General features: G+C 61.0%; 21 protein-coding genes. 11 read left to right on the plus strand and 10 right to left on the minus strand.

The features are described 5' to 3' along the window. Window positions 1-57: 57 nt before the first annotated feature. From E2K80_RS16395 to E2K80_RS16420, 6 genes are all read right to left on the minus strand, one after another. On the minus strand, window positions 58-927 hold the full coding sequence (locus E2K80_RS16395) for a DMT family transporter (protein WP_135375974.1): 870 nt from the start codon (window positions 925-927) through the stop codon (window positions 58-60). Window positions 928-1000: 73 nt separating this feature from the next. After that, complete coding sequence (locus E2K80_RS16400; protein WP_135375975.1) at window positions 1001-1291, minus strand: HU family DNA-binding protein; 291 nt, start codon at window positions 1289-1291, stop codon at window positions 1001-1003. 132 nt (window positions 1292-1423) lie between these two features. After that, window positions 1424-2908 (minus strand): AMP nucleosidase, encoded by a 1485-nt coding sequence (locus tag E2K80_RS16405; RefSeq protein WP_238475566.1) that lies wholly within the window; start codon window positions 2906-2908, stop codon window positions 1424-1426. Continuing rightward, window positions 2905-4704 carry an adenine deaminase gene (locus tag E2K80_RS16410; RefSeq protein ID WP_135375976.1) on the minus strand — a complete coding sequence of 600 codons (1800 nt, stop codon included), beginning with the start codon at window positions 4702-4704 and terminating at the stop codon, window positions 2905-2907. Before E2K80_RS16410 ends, E2K80_RS16405 begins: the two co-directional genes overlap by 4 nt. A 56-nt stretch (window positions 4705-4760) precedes the next feature. After that, window positions 4761-5465 (minus strand): HAD family hydrolase, encoded by a 705-nt coding sequence (locus E2K80_RS16415; RefSeq protein WP_135375977.1) that lies wholly within the window; start codon window positions 5463-5465, stop codon window positions 4761-4763. 81 nt (window positions 5466-5546) lie between these two features. Further along, a complete protein-coding gene (locus E2K80_RS16420) occupies window positions 5547-6458 on the minus strand; it encodes an aminotransferase class IV (RefSeq protein WP_135375978.1) in 912 nt (303 codons plus the stop codon). A gap of 105 nt (window positions 6459-6563) precedes the next feature. On the opposite strand from E2K80_RS16420, the gene msrA reads away from it, so the two are divergent. Next, the gene (msrA, locus tag E2K80_RS16425; protein WP_135375979.1) at window positions 6564-7232 is read left to right on the plus strand and encodes a peptide-methionine (S)-S-oxide reductase MsrA; all 669 of its coding nucleotides are present in this window, start codon (window positions 6564-6566) and stop codon (window positions 7230-7232) included. 186 nt (window positions 7233-7418) lie between these two features. On the opposite strand, the gene E2K80_RS16430 is transcribed toward msrA, so the two are convergent. After that, the gene (locus E2K80_RS16430) at window positions 7419-7706 is read right to left on the minus strand and encodes a YggT family protein (protein WP_135375980.1); all 288 of its coding nucleotides are present in this window, start codon (window positions 7704-7706) and stop codon (window positions 7419-7421) included. A gap of 139 nt (window positions 7707-7845) precedes the next feature. Here E2K80_RS16430 and E2K80_RS16435 point away from each other — a divergent pair, with 139 nt between their 5' ends. Genes E2K80_RS16435 through E2K80_RS16445 form a run of 3 tightly spaced genes read left to right on the plus strand, consistent with a single transcriptional unit; the run spans window position 7846 to window position 11023 of the window. Further along, window positions 7846-9237, plus strand: coding sequence for an MFS transporter (locus tag E2K80_RS16435; RefSeq protein ID WP_238475567.1), 1392 nt, complete (start codon window positions 7846-7848; stop codon window positions 9235-9237). Continuing rightward, window positions 9234-10142 carry a penicillin-insensitive murein endopeptidase gene (gene mepA, locus E2K80_RS16440; protein ID WP_135375981.1) on the plus strand — a complete coding sequence of 303 codons (909 nt, stop codon included), beginning with the start codon at window positions 9234-9236 and terminating at the stop codon, window positions 10140-10142. The genes E2K80_RS16435 and mepA overlap by 4 nt, the downstream gene beginning before the upstream one ends. Next, window positions 10118-11023 (plus strand): esterase-like activity of phytase family protein, encoded by a 906-nt coding sequence (locus E2K80_RS16445; protein ID WP_168193226.1) that lies wholly within the window; start codon window positions 10118-10120, stop codon window positions 11021-11023. Before mepA ends, E2K80_RS16445 begins: the two co-directional genes overlap by 25 nt. Window positions 11024-11189: 166 nt before the next feature. On the opposite strand, the gene E2K80_RS16450 is transcribed toward E2K80_RS16445, so the two are convergent. After that, complete coding sequence (locus tag E2K80_RS16450; RefSeq protein ID WP_135375983.1) at window positions 11190-12029, minus strand: LOG family protein; 840 nt, start codon at window positions 12027-12029, stop codon at window positions 11190-11192. Window positions 12030-12276: 247 nt separating this feature from the next. Here E2K80_RS16450 and dapD point away from each other — a divergent pair, with 247 nt between their 5' ends. From dapD to E2K80_RS16475, 5 genes are all read left to right on the plus strand, one after another. Then, on the plus strand, window positions 12277-13104 hold the full coding sequence (dapD, locus tag E2K80_RS16455; protein ID WP_135375984.1) for a 2,3,4,5-tetrahydropyridine-2,6-dicarboxylate N-succinyltransferase: 828 nt from the start codon (window positions 12277-12279) through the stop codon (window positions 13102-13104). 286 nt (window positions 13105-13390) lie between these two features. Beyond that, window positions 13391-13639 carry a GlsB/YeaQ/YmgE family stress response membrane protein gene (locus E2K80_RS16460; protein ID WP_135376660.1) on the plus strand — a complete coding sequence of 83 codons (249 nt, stop codon included), beginning with the start codon at window positions 13391-13393 and terminating at the stop codon, window positions 13637-13639. Between the two features lie 88 nt (window positions 13640-13727). Beyond that, window positions 13728-14474, plus strand: coding sequence for a MipA/OmpV family protein (locus E2K80_RS16465; RefSeq protein WP_168193227.1), 747 nt, complete (start codon window positions 13728-13730; stop codon window positions 14472-14474). A gap of 105 nt (window positions 14475-14579) precedes the next feature. Next, a complete protein-coding gene (locus tag E2K80_RS16470; RefSeq protein ID WP_135375986.1) occupies window positions 14580-14783 on the plus strand; it encodes a hypothetical protein in 204 nt (67 codons plus the stop codon). Window positions 14784-14897: 114 nt separating this feature from the next. Beyond that, window positions 14898-15242, plus strand: coding sequence for a hypothetical protein (locus E2K80_RS16475; protein WP_135375987.1), 345 nt, complete (start codon window positions 14898-14900; stop codon window positions 15240-15242). A 64-nt stretch (window positions 15243-15306) separates the two neighbouring features. Here E2K80_RS16475 and E2K80_RS16480 read toward each other — a convergent pair whose 3' ends face one another. After that, the gene (locus E2K80_RS16480; RefSeq protein WP_135375988.1) at window positions 15307-15960 is read right to left on the minus strand and encodes a peroxiredoxin; all 654 of its coding nucleotides are present in this window, start codon (window positions 15958-15960) and stop codon (window positions 15307-15309) included. A gap of 226 nt (window positions 15961-16186) precedes the next feature. Here E2K80_RS16480 and E2K80_RS16485 point away from each other — a divergent pair, with 226 nt between their 5' ends. Both E2K80_RS16485 and E2K80_RS16490 read left to right on the plus strand, forming a co-directional pair. Then, window positions 16187-17617, plus strand: a complete 1431-nt coding sequence (locus tag E2K80_RS16485) for an aldehyde dehydrogenase family protein (protein ID WP_135375989.1) — start codon at window positions 16187-16189, stop codon at window positions 17615-17617. Window positions 17618-17888: 271 nt separating this feature from the next. Then, window positions 17889-18650: a hypothetical protein gene (locus E2K80_RS16490; protein WP_135375990.1), complete on the plus strand. Its 762-nt coding sequence runs from the start codon at window positions 17889-17891 to the stop codon at window positions 18648-18650. 142 nt (window positions 18651-18792) lie between these two features. Here the strand turns inward: E2K80_RS16490 and E2K80_RS16495 are convergent, their stop codons facing one another. Further along, window positions 18793-19443: an RluA family pseudouridine synthase gene (locus tag E2K80_RS16495; protein WP_135375991.1), complete on the minus strand. Its 651-nt coding sequence runs from the start codon at window positions 19441-19443 to the stop codon at window positions 18793-18795. Between the last annotated feature and the right edge of the window lie 87 nt (window positions 19444-19530).

Raw genomic sequence — 19530 nt, forward strand, 5'->3', positions numbered from 1 at the left:
GAAAACGGTGTGCGGCAGGGCACGGGCAAAGTCACCAAACCTTTGCGTGAGCAAATATTACGGGCGGGTCCGCGCCAGTTGTACTGCCAGAATACCGCCCGCGATGATCACCACGCCGATCACATCGGCCAGCCCCAGCCCCTCGCTCAACAGCAGGGCAGCCACCGCCACGCCGAAAAACGGGTTGAGAAAATGGAAGGTCGCCGCCCGGGTCGGGCCAAGCCGCCCGACAAGCAGAAACCAGACCCAGGTGGCCAGAAGACCGGGCACAATACAGGTATACAGAAAGGCCAGGATCAGCGGCCAGGACCAGGTCACCGCCCATGTTTCCAGCACCAGCGCAAAGGGCATCAGCACCAGACCACCCACCAATATCTGCAGTGCCACAATCATCAGCAGGTTCTTGCCATCGGAAGAGGCGCTGCGCACCGCCAGGGTTGCCACGGTCAGCGCCATCGCCCCGATCAGACACAGCACAAGGCCCAGCCCGTCGGCGCCCGTGGTCAGCCGGTCGCCCATGATCAGCGTCACACCGCCAAAACCGGCGCAAAGGCCTAAAACCCCCATGACCGGCAATCTTTCGCGGAACACGGCCCAGTTGGCGGCGGCCACCATCAGCGGCATGGTCGAGGCGATGATCGCGGCCAGCGAAGCCTCGATCCACTGCATCGCCACGAAGTTCAGGCCCAGATAAATCGCGTTCTGGCAAATGCCGAAGATCAGGACCGCCCGCCATTGCGCCCGGTTCAACCGCCATGTCTGCCCCAGCCAGAGCGCAATCGATAGACCGATCACACCTGACAACCCATAGCGCAGCACCAGGGCGGTCAGCGGCGGCGCGGCCTCGACAATGATCCGCGCCGAGGTGAAGGCCGAGGACCACATCAGCGCAAAGCCGAGCCCCATCAGGATCGCACGCAGGTCCATCTGTTCTGTGTTACCCCAACGAAAAAAGGCCGCCCTTCGGGGCGACCTTTTCACGTCTTGCAGATGTGGGCAATCAGCCGTTCACACTGTCCTTCAGGGCCTTGGCGATGGTCACTTTGACCACCTTGTCGGCATCCTTGTGGATCTGCTCACCGGTGGCGGGGTTGCGCACCATGCGTGCGGGCCGCTCGCGGCAATAGACTTTGCCAACACCCGGGATCGTGCAGGCGCCGCCGCCAGCCACTTCCTTGGTCACCACAGCGGTCACTGCATCCAGCGCAGCACTTGCGGTTTTCTTGTCACTGCCCATCTCATCGGCCAGCGCAGTAACCAGTTGCGTCTTTGTCATGGGTTTCTGTGCCATGGTCTTATTCTCCTTTACTGCCCGAACCCTAGGGCTCGTTGCATGAAAACTACCCGAATATTGTAGTCACACACAACGATTAGTGTGCAGAAATCTTCTGATTTGGTCGAAAAACAGGGCTTTTTTGCCGATTCAGAGGAAAGCGGTCTCTTCAAACGACCGCAATTTCCGGGAATGAAGCCGTTCCAGAGGCATTTCGCGCAATTTCTCCATCGCCCGAATACCGATCAGAAGATGCCGCGAGACCTGTGTTTTATAGAAAGCACTGGCCATGCCGGGCAGTTTCAGCTCCCCATGCAGCGGTTTGTCAGATACGCAAAGAAGCGTCCCGTAGGGCACCCGAAACCGAAACCCGTTGGCGGCGATCGTGGCACTTTCCATATCCAGCGCAACAGCGCGTGACTGGCTTAGCCGTTGCACCGGGCCGCTATGGTCGCGCAGCTCCCAGTTGCGGTTGTCGATGGTGGCCACCGTGCCGGTGCGCATGATCCGTTTCAGGTCATAGCCTTCCACATCGCTGATATCGGCAACCGCATCTTCCAGCGCGATCTGCACCTCTGCCAGCGCCGGGATCGGCACCCAGACCGGCAAATCGTCATCCAGCACATGATCCTCGCGCAGATAGGCATGGGCCAGCACGAAATCCCCCAGGGATTGTGAGTTCCGCAACCCCGCGCAATGGCCGACCATCAGCCAGACATGGGGGCGCAGAACCGCGATATGATCGGTTGCGGTTTTCGCATTCGACGGGCCGACCCCGATATTGACCAGGGTAATCCCCGCACCGCCGGGGCGTTTCAGATGATAGGTCGGCATCTGCGGCAGTTTCCCGGGCGTCTTCAAGACCTGATCCGCATCGGTGATCACATCATTGCCCGGCCCCACCAGCGCGGTATAGCCGCTTGTCGCATCTCCCAGCGCGGCACGACCGAATTCCACGAACTCCTCCACATAGAACTGATAGTTGGTGAACAGCACATGGTTCTGAAAATGCTCCGGCGCCGTCGCGGTGTAATGGGACAGCCGGGCCAGCGAATAATCGACCCGCTGGGCGGTGAAAGGCGCCAATGCGCCTGATCCATCCTCGTTATGATGGCCGAACCCGTTGACGATCTGGTCATTGGTTGTGGCCAGATCGGGCACGTCGAACACATCGCGCAGCGGAAAGGCCAGGGCGCCATCCTGCGGCACCTGCATATCCGCGTCGTTCAGCACCGCGAAATGCACCGGTATCGGCGTGATAGACGGGCCGATGGTGATCGGCACCTGATGGTTCTCGATCAGCAGCCCGATCTGTTGGGTCAGGTAATGCTCAAACAGGTCAGGGCGGGTGATCGTGGTGGCATAGGTCCCGGGTTCGGCCACATGGCCAAAGGACAGGCGGCTGTCGATCTGTCCGAAACTGGTCGTCGCGACCCGAACCTCGGGGTAAAACGCGCGATATCGTTTGCCCGGCATCTCACCGGTTATAACACTGGCAAAGCGTTCGCTCAGAAACCGGGTGGATTCGTCATAAAGCGCCCGCAAATACGCCACGGCGGCTTTGGCTTCCGTGAAGCTTTTCACGCGCTGACCGGCGGGGCTTTCCACCGGAAGATGCACCATCGGCGCGGTCATACACTTTCCTTCTCAAATAGCTCGGTCAATTCAAACCGGGTGACATCCACCAGCCCCAGATCTGAAATGCGCAGGCTGGGGATCACCACCAGCGCCAGCAGGGAATGCTGCATATAGGCATTGTTCAGCGTACAGCCACAGGCCGCCATCGCCTCAACCATATTCTGGGCTTTTTCGGCCACCTCGGCAGCAGGGCTGTCAGACATCAGGCCCGCAATCGGCAGTTCCACCAGCGCCAGTTCCTCCCCATCCCTGAACACCGTCACACCGCCGCCCACCTCCGCCAGCCGCATGCTGGCCTTCGCCATAGTGTCCCGGTCGGTGCCGACGACAATCATGTGATGGCTGTCATGGGCCACGGTGGAGGCTACGGCCACATTGCCCTCATACCCAAAGCCCGACACAAAGCCGTTCACCACGCCGCTCGTGCCCTTGTGGCGTTCCACCAATGCGATCTGGCAAACACCGCCCTGCCCCTCGACCACACCATCACGCACCGGCAGATCCGCGGTCAGTGCCTCGGTCGGGGCCTGGTTTTCAATCACGCCTATCACCTTGGCCTTGACCTGATTGGCCCCCTCGGGCGCCGCAATCTCGAAATCCGCCGCACGCAACACACGGCCCAGATTGACCGAAGCGCGGGTATCGGCGGGCCAGTCCAGATGCGGGCATTCCGCCAGACATATGCCGTTTTCGGCAATCTTCCGGCCCCTTGCATAGACCGTTTCAACCGGCAACTCGCGCAGGTCTGATGTCACGATCATATCCGCCCGCCGCCCCGGCGCGATGGACCCGATCTCGCGTTCCAGTCCGAAATGCGTCGCGGTGTTGATCGTGGCCATCTGCAAGGCGATCAGCGGGTCACAGCCGCAGGCAATCGCATGACGCAGCACCCGGTTCATATGCCCGTCATGGACCAGGGTGCCGGAATGGCAGTCATCGGTACACAGGATGAAATTGCGCGGATCCAGCCCGCGTTCGGTCACCGCCGTGATCTGCTGTTCCACATCATACCAGGCCGAGCCGAGCCGCAGCATCGCCCGCATCCCCTGCCGGACGCGGGCAATCGCATCACGTTCGGCCACGCCTTCATGATCATCCGCCGGGCCGCCCGCCACATAAGCGTGGAAATCCGGCCCCAGATCGGGGGAGGCATAATGCCCGCCAATCACCTTGCGTGCCTCGGCCGTGGCGGCCATCTCGGCCAGCAGCATGTCGTTACCGGCCACCACGCCGGGGAAGTTCATCATTTCACCCAAGCCGATGATGCCGGGCCAGGTCATCGCCTCGGCCACATCGCCGGGCCCGATCTCGAACCCGGTGGTTTCCAGCCCCGGGGCCGAGGGTGCGCAGGATGGCATCTGCGTATAGATATTGACCGGTTGCAGCATCGCCTCGTCATGCATCAACCTGACACCGCGCAGGCCGAACACATTGGCAATCTCATGGGGGTCGGTGAACATACTGGTGGTGCCATGGGGAATGACGGCGCGGGCAAATTCGGCAGGGGTCAGCATACCGCTTTCAATATGCATATGCCCGTCACAAAGACCCGGGAGCAGGAATTTGCATTTCAGATCAACGACCTCTGTCTCAGGCCCGATGCAATGGCGGGCCTGTGGCCCGACATAGGCAAATCGCCCGCCGGAAATGGCAACCGCCCATCCGTCAAGCATTTCACGGGTTTGGACATTCACCAGACATGCGTTTTGCAGCACCAGATCGGCGGGTTTGCGGCCCGCCGCGACGGCCACCAGATCGGCCGCGCTTTCAGCCCAGGTCCTGAGTATATCCATGGCACAGTTTCTCACCGCAACCGATGGGCTTCAAGCGACATTTCCATGACGAGGTGTCAGGCGGTCAGAGCGTCGGCACACATCTGCTCATAAAGGGGCAGGGCCGCGCGCAGCAGCGGTTCATGACCCGGGGCCAGGTCCGGCAACGGCCCTTCGGCCCCGGCAAACCCGGTGCTGTCATGAACTGCCCCATACCAGTGTCTGGCCCAGATACCATCCTCGGGCAGGCCGCCCCCGGGCCAGCGCAGCATCGCCGCCCGATAGGGCAGGTTAATGGCGCCGCACAGGGTTTTCAGCATCGCCGCAGGATCGCGGCGGATGTCATGGCTGTCGATGACCAGCCCGCCAAGCTTTTGATAAAGGGCGGCTTGCTGCGGAAACCCGATATCCTCCAGCGTCACGGTCTTCCGTTTCGCGGCATAGCTTGCAATCACCCGGGCAGGATGGCGGATCAGGTGGATATTCACGCAATCCAGCGCCCAGTCCAGCGGGAATCCGGGCCCCATATGATGCGGCATATGTTTCATGTAGAAATGGGCTTTGCCCCCGGGCACCGGCCCGGCGCAGCGCGCGGCAACCCGGGCCGGGTCCGCCTCATGGGCGGCGATGATCTCACCCGCAAGCGGGTGGTCAGATCCGCTGGCCCGAAGATAAGGTGCATAAAACGGCTCATCCCATACCGCGCAATCCCCGCGCGCGGCAAAGGCATACATCATCGCGGTAGACAGGTTCCGCGGCCCGGACCACATGGCGATCTTCATGACAGACCCCCCGCCCCCCGCTTCTCTGCTTGAAAAATATCCCGGGGGGAGGCCACAGGCCGGGGGGCAGCGCCCCCGAATTCACACCGCCGCATCGCGCGCCACCAGGTCTTTGTAAAGCCCCCGTATCCGTTTGGTCATCTCTCCCATCCGGCCATCTCCGATCTGCCGTCCGTCAATCTCTCCCACCGGGGTCTGCGCGCCGAATGTTCCGGTCAGAAACGCCTCCTCCGCGCCATAGGTCTCCACCAGCGAGAAGTTCTTTTCAAAAACCGCAATACCATCGGCGCGGCAGACATCAATCACCTTCTGCCTTGTGATCCCGTTCATGCAGTAATCCCCGGTCGAGGTCCAAACCTCGCCCTTGCGAATGATGAAGAAATTGCACGCATTGGTGGTGTTCACAAAACCATGAATATCCAGCATCAGGGCCTCATCCGCCCCGGCCTTTTCAGCAGCGATACAGGCCAGGATACAATTCAGCTTGCTGTGGGAGTTCAGCTTGGGGTCCTGCGTCATCGGCAGACCGCGCAGATGCGGCACCGTGGCCAGCCGGATCGGGCGGGGCAGCGCGGGGCGCGAATGCTCCATGATGATCACAAGTGTCGGCCCGCTGACCGACAGACCCGGATGCTGAAAGGGGCGCTGTTTCATCCCGCGTGTCACCATCAGCCTTGCATGGGCATCGGTTTCCATCCCATTGGCGGCGCGGGTTTCCTCCAAAGCGGCCTCCAGCCCCGCGCGATCCAGACCAATCTCCAGATCAATCGCTTTCGCGGCTTCAAACAGCCGGTCCAGATGTTCGCCCAAAAACGCCCAGCGACCCTGATAGAGCCGCAATCCCTCCCATATCCCGTCGCCCAGCATGAAGCCGCTGTCATAGACGCTGACCAACGCCTCGGCGCGGGGTTTCAGCGCCCCGTTGACCCAGATCAGGATGTCGGCATTGCGCGCATCTTCCTCTGCCTGATGTGTGGTCACCGCGTTTTCCATCGCCAAAGCTCCTTTATCACCGCTGCGTGACCTCACACCCATGTGCGTTGTATTTCAATGCCTGGCACAGGTTAATTTGCACCAAGACGCAAGAGGAGCCCAAAGATGCCCAGACTTCCCATCTGTCACACGCTGAAAACCGTGATCCTTGGTCTCGCTATTCTGCTTGGGATGGCGGCGCAACATGGCAAGGCAAATGCCCGCGACATCCAGACCACAGTGGTCGCAGGCGGTTGTTTCTGGTGCGTCGAGTCAGATTTTGAAAGCGTGCCGGGCGTGATCACCGCGGTGTCCGGCTTTGCCGGCGGATCGGTTGCAAACCCGTCTTACCGGCAGGTCGTGCGCGGTGGCACCGGCCATCTGGAAGCGGTGGAAATCACCTATGATGCCGATACGCTGCCCTATGACCAGTTGCTGCACCTGTTCCTGCGCTCGGTCGATCCGCTGGATAGTGGCGGGCAGTTCTGCGACCGGGGCGAAAGCTATACCACCGCGATTTTTGTGGCCAATGCCCGGGAGAGGGCTATTGCCGAGGCGGCCCTGCGTGAGGCCAGCACTGAACTGGGCCGCAATGTGGTGACATCTGTGCGCGATGCGGCGCCGTTTTATCCCGCCGAGGCAGACCATCAGGACTATTATCGCAATAATGACTTGGTGGTGACGCGGTTCGGTCTGCGTCGGAAGTCCGTTGCGTATCGCCTGTACCGCGAAGCCTGCGGTCGTGATGCGCGCGTACATGAACTCTGGGGCAGTGCCGCCCCCTTCACCCATTGATACAGGGTGTTGTGGTCTGATAACTTCGGCCTGAAATTCTGCACCACCTCACATCACCATTCCGCCCGGCGGCACCGCCGGGCATCGCCCGAACCGAGGGGCGGGCGCTTCTCGCCCACCCCTCGGTTCGGGCGATGCCCTCTGCGCAATGCATATATGGTTCAGGACGACTCTCAGGCGTCTGCTTTAAAGGAAAAACGCCACATTGTTGCTGAGAATGATCTGCAGCGCATAAAGGCCGAGGATCACCACCAGAGGTGCCAGATCCAGACTGCCCATATTCGGCAGCATCCGCCGGATCGGATTATAGATCGGGGCCAGCAGACGGTTCAGCCCGTCCCAGATTTGCGCCACGATCGGCTGGTGCATGTTCAGCACGCCAAAATTGATCAGCCAGCTCATGATCACATGGACGATGACAATGTAGAACGCCACATTGATCAGCAGCATCAGGATTTGGAAGAGCGATGTCATGACATCCGCCTTTCGCCGTTGAATTCCGTTTCGCCACAGACCTATGCGCGAAGTCCCGCCGCTGCAAGGCAGGTCGTGACGCGGATGTCATGAACGCATTTTCGTTGCCAAACCCTGCCACGGGTCTAAAGCTGCGCCCATGACAATTCTGACCGAACCCTCCCCTATGCCGCAACCTGTCACCCTGCCCCCCGCCGCACGTCGGCGCATCTGGGGGTGGTGGATGTTCGACTGGGCCAGCCAGCCCTATAACACGCTGCTGCTGACCTTTATTTTCGGGCCTTATGTGAATGAGCTTCTGGGCGATGGCACTGCGGCACAGACCGCCTGGGGCTATGGTATCGGCGCGGCTGGCCTGCTGATTGCGCTTCTGGCGCCGATCCTGGGGGCGATTGCCGATCGCTCGGGCAAGCGCATGCCGTTTATCTGGCTGTTTTCCGTCATGTATGTAGTGGGTGCCGCAGGCCTGTGGCTGGCCGTTCCGGGGGATTTCAACCTGGTTGTGATCCTGTGTTTCTTTGCCATCGGTCTGATCGGGATGGAGTTTGCAACGATCTTCACCAACGCCTTGTTGCCGTCGCTTGGCCCCCGCGATCAGCTTGGGCGTATATCCGGCTCGGGCTGGGCGTTCGGCTATCTGGGCGGGTTCGTGGCGCTGGTGATCATGTTGCTGCTGCTGGCCGAAAACGCGGTGACGGGCAAAACCCTGATCGGGATCGACCCGATTCTGGGGCTGAATGCCCAGATGCGTGAAGGCACGCGTGCGGTCGGGCCGCTGGCCGCAACCTGGTATGCGCTTTTCATGATTCCCTTCTTTTTGTGGGTCCGGGAAACACGTCAGCCCGATGCCCTGCCCATGGGAAGGGCGGTTGCCACTGCGCTGCCCGAGCTGATCGGCCATCTGAAAGCCCTGCCCCAGGACCGTAGCCTGTTTGCCTATCTCGGGTCCTCCATGTTTTACCGCGATGCGTTGAACGGGATGTATGTGTTTGGGGGCATCTATGCCGCGGGCGTATTGGGCTGGTCGGTTGTGGATGTGGGCATCTTCGGCATTCTTGCGGTGCTGACCGGTGCGCTCTTCGCATGGATCGGTGGCAGGGCCGATAGCAGGTTCGGCCCCAAACCGGTGATCACCCTGAATGTGCTGACCCTGACGCTGGTTGCCCTGGGCATTGTCTTTGTTTCGCGCGACAGCGTCTTTGGCATCCCCACCGGGCCGGAATCATCCCTGCCCGATATCGCCTTTTACATTCTGGGGGCTGTGATCGGTGCTTCGGGCGGTGCCCTGCAATCGGCCAGCCGCACGATGCTGGTCCGTCAGGCCCATCCCGACCGGATAACGGAAGGGTTTGGTCTTTATGCGCTGGCGGGCAAGGCGACCTCGTTCATCGCACCCCTGCTGATCGGGGTGACAACACAGCTGAGCGGCAATCAGCAGATGGGTATCGCGCCGCTGATCGGTCTGTTCCTGATCGGTCTGGTTCTGCTACTCTGGGTTGACCCCACAGGCCGGGAGGAGACCGAAACATGATCAGACCCCGTCCGATCCTTGCCGCCCTTGGCCTGACATGTCTGGCCGCCTGCAACAGTGCGGGGCCGCAGACGCCGGACCTGCCGCCGCTGGATGTCACCCAGTCACGGCAAGAGGCGCGGCAGCTTTTCGGCGCCGAGCAGGTTGGCTCCCCCGGGACGCCCACGGCCTATGGCAGCTATTCCCGTGGCTGTGCGGCAGGCGCTGTGCAGCTTCCCGAAACCGGGCCAAGCTGGCAGGCGATGCGGTTGAGCCGTAACCGCAACTGGGCCCTGCCGATCACCGTTGACTATGTTCAGGATATCAGCCGCGAGGTGGCACGGACCACTTCGTGGAACGGGCTTTACGTGGGCGATATGAGCCAGCCGCGCGGCGGCCCCATGCTGACCGGGCATCGCAGCCACCAATCGGGCCTTGATGCGGATATCTGGATGCTTCCCGCAACTGACCTGACGCTCAGCCGCCAGCAACGGGAAACGCTGTCCTCCATCTCCATGCGGCGGGCCAGCGGGGCCTATGTCAACAATGCCTGGACCGAAGATCACTGGCGTGTTCTGCGGGCGGCGGCCAGCGACCCCCGGGTGGCGCGGATTTTTGTCTTTCTGGGGGCCAAGGTCTGGATGTGTGACCGCGAAACCGGCGACCGGTCTTACCTGCGCAATATCCGCCCCTGGTGGGGCCATCATTACCATTTCCATGTGCGCCTGTCCTGCCCCGCAGGCATGTCGGAATGCGAAAATCAGGCGCCCCCGCCCCCCGGCGATGGCTGTGACGAGGCGCGCGAATGGGTGCAGAATATCCTGAACCCGCCCCCGCCCGACCCGGACGCACCCGCGCCCGCCCCCCGCAGAGAGCTGACCCTGGGCGATCTGCCGCGCCAATGCGCGGCGATCCTGTCCCCCTGACCGGCGCTGCCCTGATCCGCGCCGTGTTCCTTCGGGCCCTGCTGATCTGTCTGACGCTTTGCGCGCCGGTCGGGGCAGAGCCGCTGACAGAGCTTGACTGGCAGGCCCCGGACCCGCAGCTTGGCGGGCTTTCCGGCGTCGAGATCAGCCGCGATGGCGCCCGGCTTTGGCTTCTGTCGGATCGCGGGTTTCTGATTGCCGCCCGGGTCAGACGGACAGAGGGGCGGATCACGGCGGTTGAAATCACCCAGGTTTCCAGCCTGCTGGATACCAGCGGCAACCGGGCCGAAACCCGCCTGGAACGCGACAGCGAAGGCCTGGCCGTCAGTGCGGGCGGTGCGATCTATGTCTCTTATGAAGGCGAACACCGGGTGGTGCGCCACATGCCCGATGGGCGCGTCAATCTTAACCTGCCCAGCCTGCCTGACATGGGGCGGCTGGAGGAAAACGGCTCTTTCGAGGCCCTGGCCATCGACCCGGATGACAGGCTTTACACCCTGATCGAAGGTGGCCGGAATGGCCCGGCCCCGCTTTTCCGTTTTGTCGAGGGCCACTGGGACACGCGGTTTGTCTTCCCGCGCAGCAACGGGTTTGACCCGGTGGGCATGGATATCGACGATGCGGGCCGTCTTTATGTGCTGGAACGCAGGTTCAGGGTGCTTGGCCGCTTTGCCACCCGCATCCGCCGCGCGCCCATCACCGCAACCGGTCTGGGGGTGTTTGAAACCGTGCTGCAAACCCCGTCGGGCCGCCATCCCAACCTTGAGGGGATCAGCCTGTGGCGCGACGGAGACAACCGGCTGATCGCCACGCTGGTTTCGGATGACAATTTCAGCTCCATGTTCCGCAATCAGATCGTGGAATATGTTCTGCCCGACTGATCCAGGGCTGCAAAACGGCGTAATCTTGGATCAGGTACAATCCAAAAGGCCCTAAGCTTCGGCCTGAAATTCCGTACCACCCCACACAACTTTCCCACCCGCCCCTCGGTTCGGGCGCTGCCCTTCGCGCTATGCCTAATATGTTGCAGAATTTTGGGCCGATGCCCTATCGCCCCGGAATATCCCCGCGTTTGCCCGCATAATCCCAGCCGTCAATCACCGCCATGGCATCCCGGGCGGTTTCGACAAAGCGGAACAGATCCAGATCTGCCGGGGCGATGGTGCCCGCCCGGGCCAGCGCGTCCCAATTCACCACCTCGCGCCAGAACGCCTCTCCGAACAGCAGAACCGGCACCTGTTCCATCCGCCCGGTCTGGATCAGCGTCAGGCTTTCAAACAGTTCATCCAGCGTGCCGAACCCGCCGGGAAACACCGCAATCGCCTTGGCGCGCAGCAGGAAATGCATCTTGCGGATGCCGAAATAGTGGAAATTGAAACATAATTCCGGGGTGATATAGGCGTTTGGCACCTGTTCATGGGGCAGCACGATATTCAGCCCGATGGAACAGCCCCCCGCCTCGGATGCGCCGCGATTGCCGGCCTCCATCACGCCGGGGCCGCCACCGGTGACAACCACATCGCGGGTGCAGCCGGTTGCAACGGAACGCTCGGTGATCAGCCGGGCGAAGATCTGCGCTTCCTCGTAATAATGGCTCATATCCTGCAACGCGTCTGACCGGGCCCTGGCCCCCGGTGCCGGAATACGCGCGCCGCCAAACATCACGATGGTGGTCTCGATCCCGCGCTCATCCATCTCAAGCTGTGGCTTCAGCAGCTCCAGTTGCAGGCGCACGGGACGCAATTCATCCCGGCAGAGGAAATCCGGGTCCGCAAAAGCCAGCCGATAGGCAGGTGAGCGCGCCTGCGGCGTGTCGGGCACCTGTTGGCTTGATGCGATATCCTGATGGGCGTCGCGAAACGGCCCCTGACGCTGGTCATCTTTCATCTCTGTGCAATATCCTTTTGGAAAATCTCTTTGAGCAACCCTATAGCCTTTCAAGTTAACATTGAATCGCTTGTTCGCGGCCTCTTCTTTCGGTCGAACGCGAAAAGCGATGATCATGTCTCAATGAAAACTTGAAAGGCTTTAACGGTCCTGCGTGGTCAGCGCCAATGGAATGGCCGTGATCTGATTGCGAAACCCGCGCGCCTTGCCTATAGCCAGCATCACCACACCCCCCCGGAGGCCCCATATGTCAAACGCTCAGCTTGAAACCGCCATCGAAGCCGCCTGGGAGGCACGTGACCAGATCACACCGGCCACCGGTGGCGAAACCCGCGAGGCGATCGAGGATACGCTGAACGCGCTTGACAGCGGTGCGCTGCGCGTGGCCGAACGCCAGGCCGATGGCACATGGCATGTGAACCAATGGGCCAAGAAGGCCGTGCTTCTGGGATTTCGTCTGAAAGACATGGAGATGCAGCCCGGGTCAGCCCAGGGCGGCGCCTGGTGGGACAAGGTTGACAGCAAGTGGAAGGACTGGGGCGAAAACCAGTGGGGTGCGGCGGGGTTTCGCGCGGTGCCCAATTGCGTTGTCCGCAAATCCGCCTTCATCGCGCCGGGCGTGGTGCTGATGCCCTCCTTCGTCAATCTGGGCGCCTATGTGGATACGGGCACGATGGTGGATACCTGGGCCACGGTCGGATCTTGCGCCCAGATCGGCAAAAATGTGCATCTGTCCGGCGGGGTCGGGATCGGCGGCGTGCTGGAGCCGATGCAGGCGGGCCCGACGATTATCGAGGATAATTGCTTTATCGGCGCCCGGTCCGAGGTGGTCGAAGGCTGCATCATCCGCGAAGGCTCGGTTCTGGGCATGGGCGTGTTCATCGGCCAATCCACCAAGATCGTGGATCGCGACAGCGGTGAGGTGATGTATGGCGAGGTGCCTGCAGGCTCGGTGGTGGTGGCCGGGTCAATGCCGTCGAAAAACGGTGTGAACCTCTATTGCGCGGTAATCGTGAAACGGGTGGATGCGCAGACCCGCTCCAAAACCTCGATCAACGAGCTTCTGCGCGACTAGGGTCCTGACCCTAAAGCATCGGTCCAAAATTCTGCAAACCATCGGCATTGCCTGGAGGGCAGAGCCCGAACCGAGGGGGGGTCGGGAAGCGCCCCGCCTTTGATCTGGGACATGGCATTGGCTCAAGGTGGAAAACTGGAGTTTTCCACCCCTTCACCAACCTCGGTCAAGGTCGGTGAAGGGTGCAATATAGCAAAGCGGGGATACAGAAGGCTCAGGGCCAGCGCTTTGCGCGCCCCGGCAGGCATGGTAGATGTCGCCAACTGATCAAACAAACAGGTGCGTGATGCAGGGACTTGGATGGATTGCGGCTATTATCGTGGGCGGGCTGGCCGGATGGGCAGCAAGCACCATCATGAAGGCCAAGACCGGGCTGTTGATGAACATTATCCTTGGCATCATCGGTGCGATTGTGGCGAATTTCCTGCTGCGTCTGGTGGGTATCACCGCATCACCCACATGGATATCGCAGGGCATTGTCGGGCTGATCGGCGGTTGTTTGCTTATTGCGGGAATGCGCGCCATTCGGCGATAAACGCTGTTTCCAAACTGATCCGTTCAGTTTAGTATTCTGATATAAGAGAATGCTAGACTGATCGTATATTTGGAAAATGGAGTTTGACATGTCCCGATACCTGACCTTTTTAACTGTATTATGTACCGGTTTTGCCGTGATGCCCGCCCATGCGCAGGATGATCCGCAGGGGTTCACCTTTGGCTTGGCGGGCGGTACTTCCAACTCGCTTTATGTGGGTGACGAGGACGGTACATATGTGTTCCCGCTGCTGAGCTATCAGGGGCGGGGCTTTTCGGTTGGGTTTGACGGGCTGGCTGTGGATATTGTGAACCGCGACGGTGTGCATGTGGAAGGCCTGCTGAGCCCTCGGTTCACCTCATTGCACGATCCCGATGCTGCCGCGCTGCAAGGGCTGGACAGGGATATCACGGTCGATGCAGGTGTTCGCCTGTCTTATGACATCAGCCAGCAATCCACCGTAACCGCGCAACTGTTGCAAGAGGTCTCGGGCGAGCATGACGGGCAGGAACTGTCAGTGAATATCGGGCACCAGCTGATGATGGGGCCACTGCCCCTGGGCCTTGAGGCAGGACTGATATGGCAAAGCGAGGATTTGGCCGGATATCTTTATGGCGTGCGCCCTTCCGAGGTGACGGGCACCCGCCCCGCCTATGCGCCCGACGCTGCCGTGATCTCATTTGTGGGCATGTCAACGGCTATTCCTATCTCTGATCGGGCGGCGATTTTCGGCAGCGTGCAGGTCCAGTTTCTGGACGATACCATCTCTGACAGCCCCATCGTTGCAGAGGATACGCTTTATAGTGCCAATATCGGCATTCAATTCACATTCTGACGCGTTTCGACAGATCCCCGGCGCTGCTGCGTATAAGGTATAACGGTTGGGTTTGGATGCCCCCGAAACGCTTTTGCACACATGCAAACGGAGAACAGATATATCATGATACGCGTTTATCTTCTGATGATGGCCATCGGCATGGGCCTGTGCGTGCAAAAGCTTGAGACCGATGAAAATCAGGCGCTGATCATACCACTGGATGTGCAGACCTGCCACATGATCAAAACCGATCTCCAACCCGGTTTGAGCCAACCTGTCATGGACCAGCCTGTCACAAACCGCAGCCCGGATCGTTGCCACGCCTGACGATCTTTGATCCCCCACAGATTATCAAAGGCCCGCCCCTCATCTGGCAGGGCCTTTGCTTTCAAGGCGGGCCAGCCCTTGACAGCCCGCCCCGCAAACCCGCAAAGCCGCCCCATGAGTGACAGCAAGAAACCCAAACGTCCGCAGCAGGTGTATACCCTGCTGGTAGAGGTGGGCCGGAAAGAGGGAGATGGTCTGCCCAAAGATGCCAATGGTGGCGCATTGCTTTGCTATGCATCCGGCGTGGATGAGGCCGAAGCGGTGCGGGAAACCGTGGCGATCCTGAAACAGGCCGATCTGGCCCCGCTGGATGTCACCGGCTATGGCACGCCTGCGGAACGGGCTGCACAGGGCCATGAGATCGAAGCCGAAGAGCGAGAACTGATGGACCGGGCACTGGCCGAAAACGCAGTGATCGTCGCCCAGATGACACCGTTTTTCGAGACGGAAACACGCTGAACGGCTTGCCCGGCGGCACCGCCGGGCAAGGCAGGCACAGCGCGCCCAGGAGAGCGATTTCGCTTTAGCCCGGAAGTTTCGCCATCCGCAGATAGGGCAGCTTGGTTTCGATCGACCCGTATTTCGCAATCGCATCCTCATCGCTGACAGCAACCGGTACGACCACATCCTGCCCCGGCACCCAGTTTGCGGGTGTCGCCACGTTTTCACGTGCGGCGGTCTGCAACCCGTCCAGCGCGCGCAGAACCTCGGCAAAGTTGCGCCCCACATTCATCGGATAGGTCATCGACAGTTTCAACTGCTTGTCCGGCCCGATGATGAAGACCGAGCGTACTGTGGCGCTGTCTGCCGGGGTGCGCCCGTCTGGCAGATAGGCCTCGGCGGGCAGCATGTCGAAGGCTTTCGACACCGCGAGCCCGTCATCGGCGATGATCGGGAACCCGGCTTTGGCACCGCCCACAGCCTCGATATCGCCTTTCCACTTCTTATGGTCTTCAACCCCATCCACGGACACCCCGATCACCTTGGTGCCCCGCGCGGCCCATTCACCGGCCAGTTGCGCCACGGCACCGAATTCGGTGGTGCAGACCGGTGTGAAATCCTTTGGATGGCTGAACAGAATCGCCCAGTTGTCACCAACCCAGTCATGCAGGGCGAATGTCCCCTGATCTGTCTCTACGGTAAGGTTGGGGATCGTATCATTGATGCGCAGGGACATGGGGGTCTCCTTTTCCATTGGTTGCCATCGTCACGTATCAGATAAGCGCATGTCATGGAAACTGCACCTGTGTGCGTCGTTGCAGGATGAAAAAAGAGTGTTGGCTCGCCCGCGCGTCCCGCAACGGCACATCTGTTCCGGTATCTTATTGCAGGGGGAACATTCCGCCTCTTGCACCTGCCGGAACCCGGTGACAGGTTCTGCCAAAGTCCAGGGAGACAAAGCCATGCCATCATCCACTGCGTTCTACATCAACGGCCAATGGGTTGCCCCCCAGACGGCCCATGATTTTCCCGTCATCGACCCCTCGACCGAGGAGGTTTGCGCCACAATCTCGCTGGGCTCAGAGGCCGATGCGAATGCGGCCGTCGCGGCGGCGAAATCCGCGTTTCCGGGCTGGTCTGAAACGCCCCTGGCCGATCGTATCGCCGCATTGCAACGGCTGCGGGATATCTACAAGAAACGCGGCGATGAGATGGCCGAAGCGATCAGCCTGGAAATGGGCGCGCCGATTGACATGGCCAGACAGAAGCAGGTTGGCGCGGGTCTCTGGCATCTTGACGGGTTTCTGGACGCGGTCAGGGATTTCCCCTGGGACCATCCGCTTGGCCCGCAGGCCCCGAGTGAACGCATCCTGCATCAGCCGATCGGGGTTTGCGCCCTGATCACGCCCTGGAACTGGCCGATGAACCAGATCACTCTGAAATGCGCGCCCGCATTGGTGACCGGCTGCACGATGATCCTGAAACCCTCGGAAATCGCGCCGCTTTCGGGTCTGCTTTTTGCCGAGATGATGGATGAGGCCGATCTGCCGCCGGGTGTGTTCAACATGGTCAATGGCGATGGCCCCGGTGTTGGCAGCACGCTCAGCGCCCATCCCGATGTGGATATGGTCAGCTTCACCGGCTCCACCCGCGCCGGGCGGCTGATCTCCATCGCGGCGGCCGACACGCTGAAACGGGTCAGCCTTGAACTGGGCGGCAAGGGCGCGAATATCATCTTCGCGGATGCGTCGGAAAAGGCGGTGAAATCCGGTGTGCTGCGGTGTTTCAACAATACCGGCCAATCCTGCAACGCGCCCACCCGGATGATGGTGGAACGCGCGCGCTATGACGAAGCGGTCGAGATTGCAGCGGCCGCCGCGCAATCCATCACCGTTGGCCCCGCCAGTGAGGAAGGCCGTCATATCGGCCCCGCCGTCAGCGAGATGCAGTTCAACAAGATCCAGGGTCTGATCCAGACCGGCATCGACGAAGGCGCACGCCTGATTGCCGGGGGTACGGGCCGCCCTGAAAACCTCAACCGCGGTTTCTATATCCGCCCGACCGTGTTTGCCGACGTCACGCCCGAGATGACGATCTATCGTGAGGAAATCTTTGGCCCGGTCCTGTCGATCATGCCGTTTGAGGATGAAGACCACGCGGTCACCATGGCCAATGACACGCCTTATGGGCTGACCAATTACATCCAGACCGGCGATACCGACAAACTGCGCCGGGTCGCCGAAAGAGTCCGCTCCGGCATGGTTGAGGGCAATGGTACGGGCTTTGGCAAGGGATCGCCCTTTGGCGGGTTCAAGCAATCCGGCAATGGCCGCGAGGGTGGCGCGTTTGGCTTGCACGAGTTTCTTGAGGTGAAAGCGGTGAGCGGGTTGTGAAATATTGACCCGGGCCAAAGCGGGTCGATGGCTGGTTTGAGGCTTTGGCAAGCTCGCGCAACCTTCATCGAATAGAGTGGTTCGGTCGCCATAAAGTGTTCCGTTCACCGGTCGCAGCGCCACCCCACGGGCAGGCGCTCGCCCGGCTCAGGTCAGGGTAGGTATCCATGGCCAGCATAATGCAAACCACAGGCATTATTTTCTGGCTCTTTGGGCGCGGCCCCCTAATTCTGGCTGATGAAGGGGCGTTCAGGGCGGTGGATCAGCGAACATGGCTGCAACGAAAACCAGTGTGGTGATCATCGGCAGTGGTCCCAACGCGGTATCCGTGCGGGATTGGGACAGGTCGTCTTTCACCCATATGGTTGCCATCAACAATGCCTGGCGCCTGCGCCCGGATTGGGATTTCGCGATCTTCCCCGAGGATTTTCCGGCGGATCAGCGCCCGCCTGCCCCGGGCCCGGGGCAAAGCTGGGTCGAGGCCGCGCAATACGTGCCGACCCAGAACCGGTTTGGCGGGTTTGTCTATGCAGGTGGCACCATGGCTTTCACCACGGGCTATTGGGTGTTGGCGGCCCTTCGCCCTTCTGTCATGGGGTTCATCGGGTGCGACATGGTGTATCCTTCGGTCGGCAACACGCATTTTTACGGCAAAGGTGCGGCTGATCCGCTGCGCAAGGATGTGACCTTGCAATCGCTGGAGGCGAAATCGGCCCGTCTGGCGCTTCTGGCCGCCGCGAATGGCTGCGCTTGCGTGAACCTGTCGCAGGATGCCAGTCGACTGGTTTTTCCGCGCGCGGATGTTGCGGGGCTTGCGGCAGAGAGGCCGGTCACAGCAGACCCGGACGGGGTGGCCAAGGCCCAGGCACGCGAGCGGGAGCTTGGATATATGGTCACCTCCGGGCGTTATTGGGAGGTGGCGGATCAATTCGATGCCGGGGCCCTGCGCGGCCTCGACGCGATGTGGCTGGCGGCCTATCAGACGTCGCTGAAACCTGCATGCCCGTCACAATCTGACAGGCGTTTGGGCTGACAGGCATTTGGGCTGGAGGGTCTCTCTATCATCCTTTCGCCCGGCGGCAGCGCCGGGCAGCGCCCGCACCGCCCCACGGGGCGGGCGCTTCTCGCCCTCCCCTCGGTACGGGCGCTGCCCTTCGGCTTTTATGCAGGATGCCTCAAAACGGCGCTTTGGCGCGAAAGCTCATCCCCTTGCCGCCATCCGGGTGCCGCAGTTTCAGGCTTTCCGCATGCAGCATCAGGCGCGGAAAATTCCGTGCGGGGCCGGTGGCATAAAACGGGTCCCCCAGAATCGGGTGGCCGATCTCGCGCATATGCACGCGCAGCTGATGGGAGCGTCCGGTTTTCGGGTATAGCCTGACGCGGGTCGAGGTATCATCATAGCGCACAACCCGCCAATCGGTCTGGGCGGGTTTGCCGGTTTCATGGTTCACATGCTGCAACGGGCGGTTCGGCCAGTCCACGATCAGCGGCAGGTCGATATGGCCTGTCTTTTCGGCCACATGGCCCCAGACCCGCGCGATATAGACCTTCTTGACCTGCCGTTTCTCGAACTGAAGCCCCAGATGCCGCTGCGCATGGCGGCTGCGGGCAAAGACCATCACGCCCGACGTGTCCATATCCAGCCGATGCACCAGCAAAGCCTCGGGGAACAGCGCCTGAACCCGCGCCAGCAGACAATCCGAAAGGTGGTCGCCCTTGCCCGGAACGCTGAGCAACCCGCTGGGTTTGTTGACCAATATCAGTTCATGATCATCATGGATGATCATGAGCGGCGTATCGGGCGGCTGATACTCCAGTGTAATCATGACCGGCCAACAATCGCGACTGGCGGGATCATTCCGACAGGCATGAGGATCAGGAAAGACACCAGACCCGGCGGTGCTGCGACCGGG

Origin of the sequence: Rhodophyticola sp. CCM32, from assembly GCF_004751985.1 — a bacterium.
Lineage (GTDB): Bacteria > Pseudomonadota > Alphaproteobacteria > Rhodobacterales > Rhodobacteraceae > Rhodophyticola.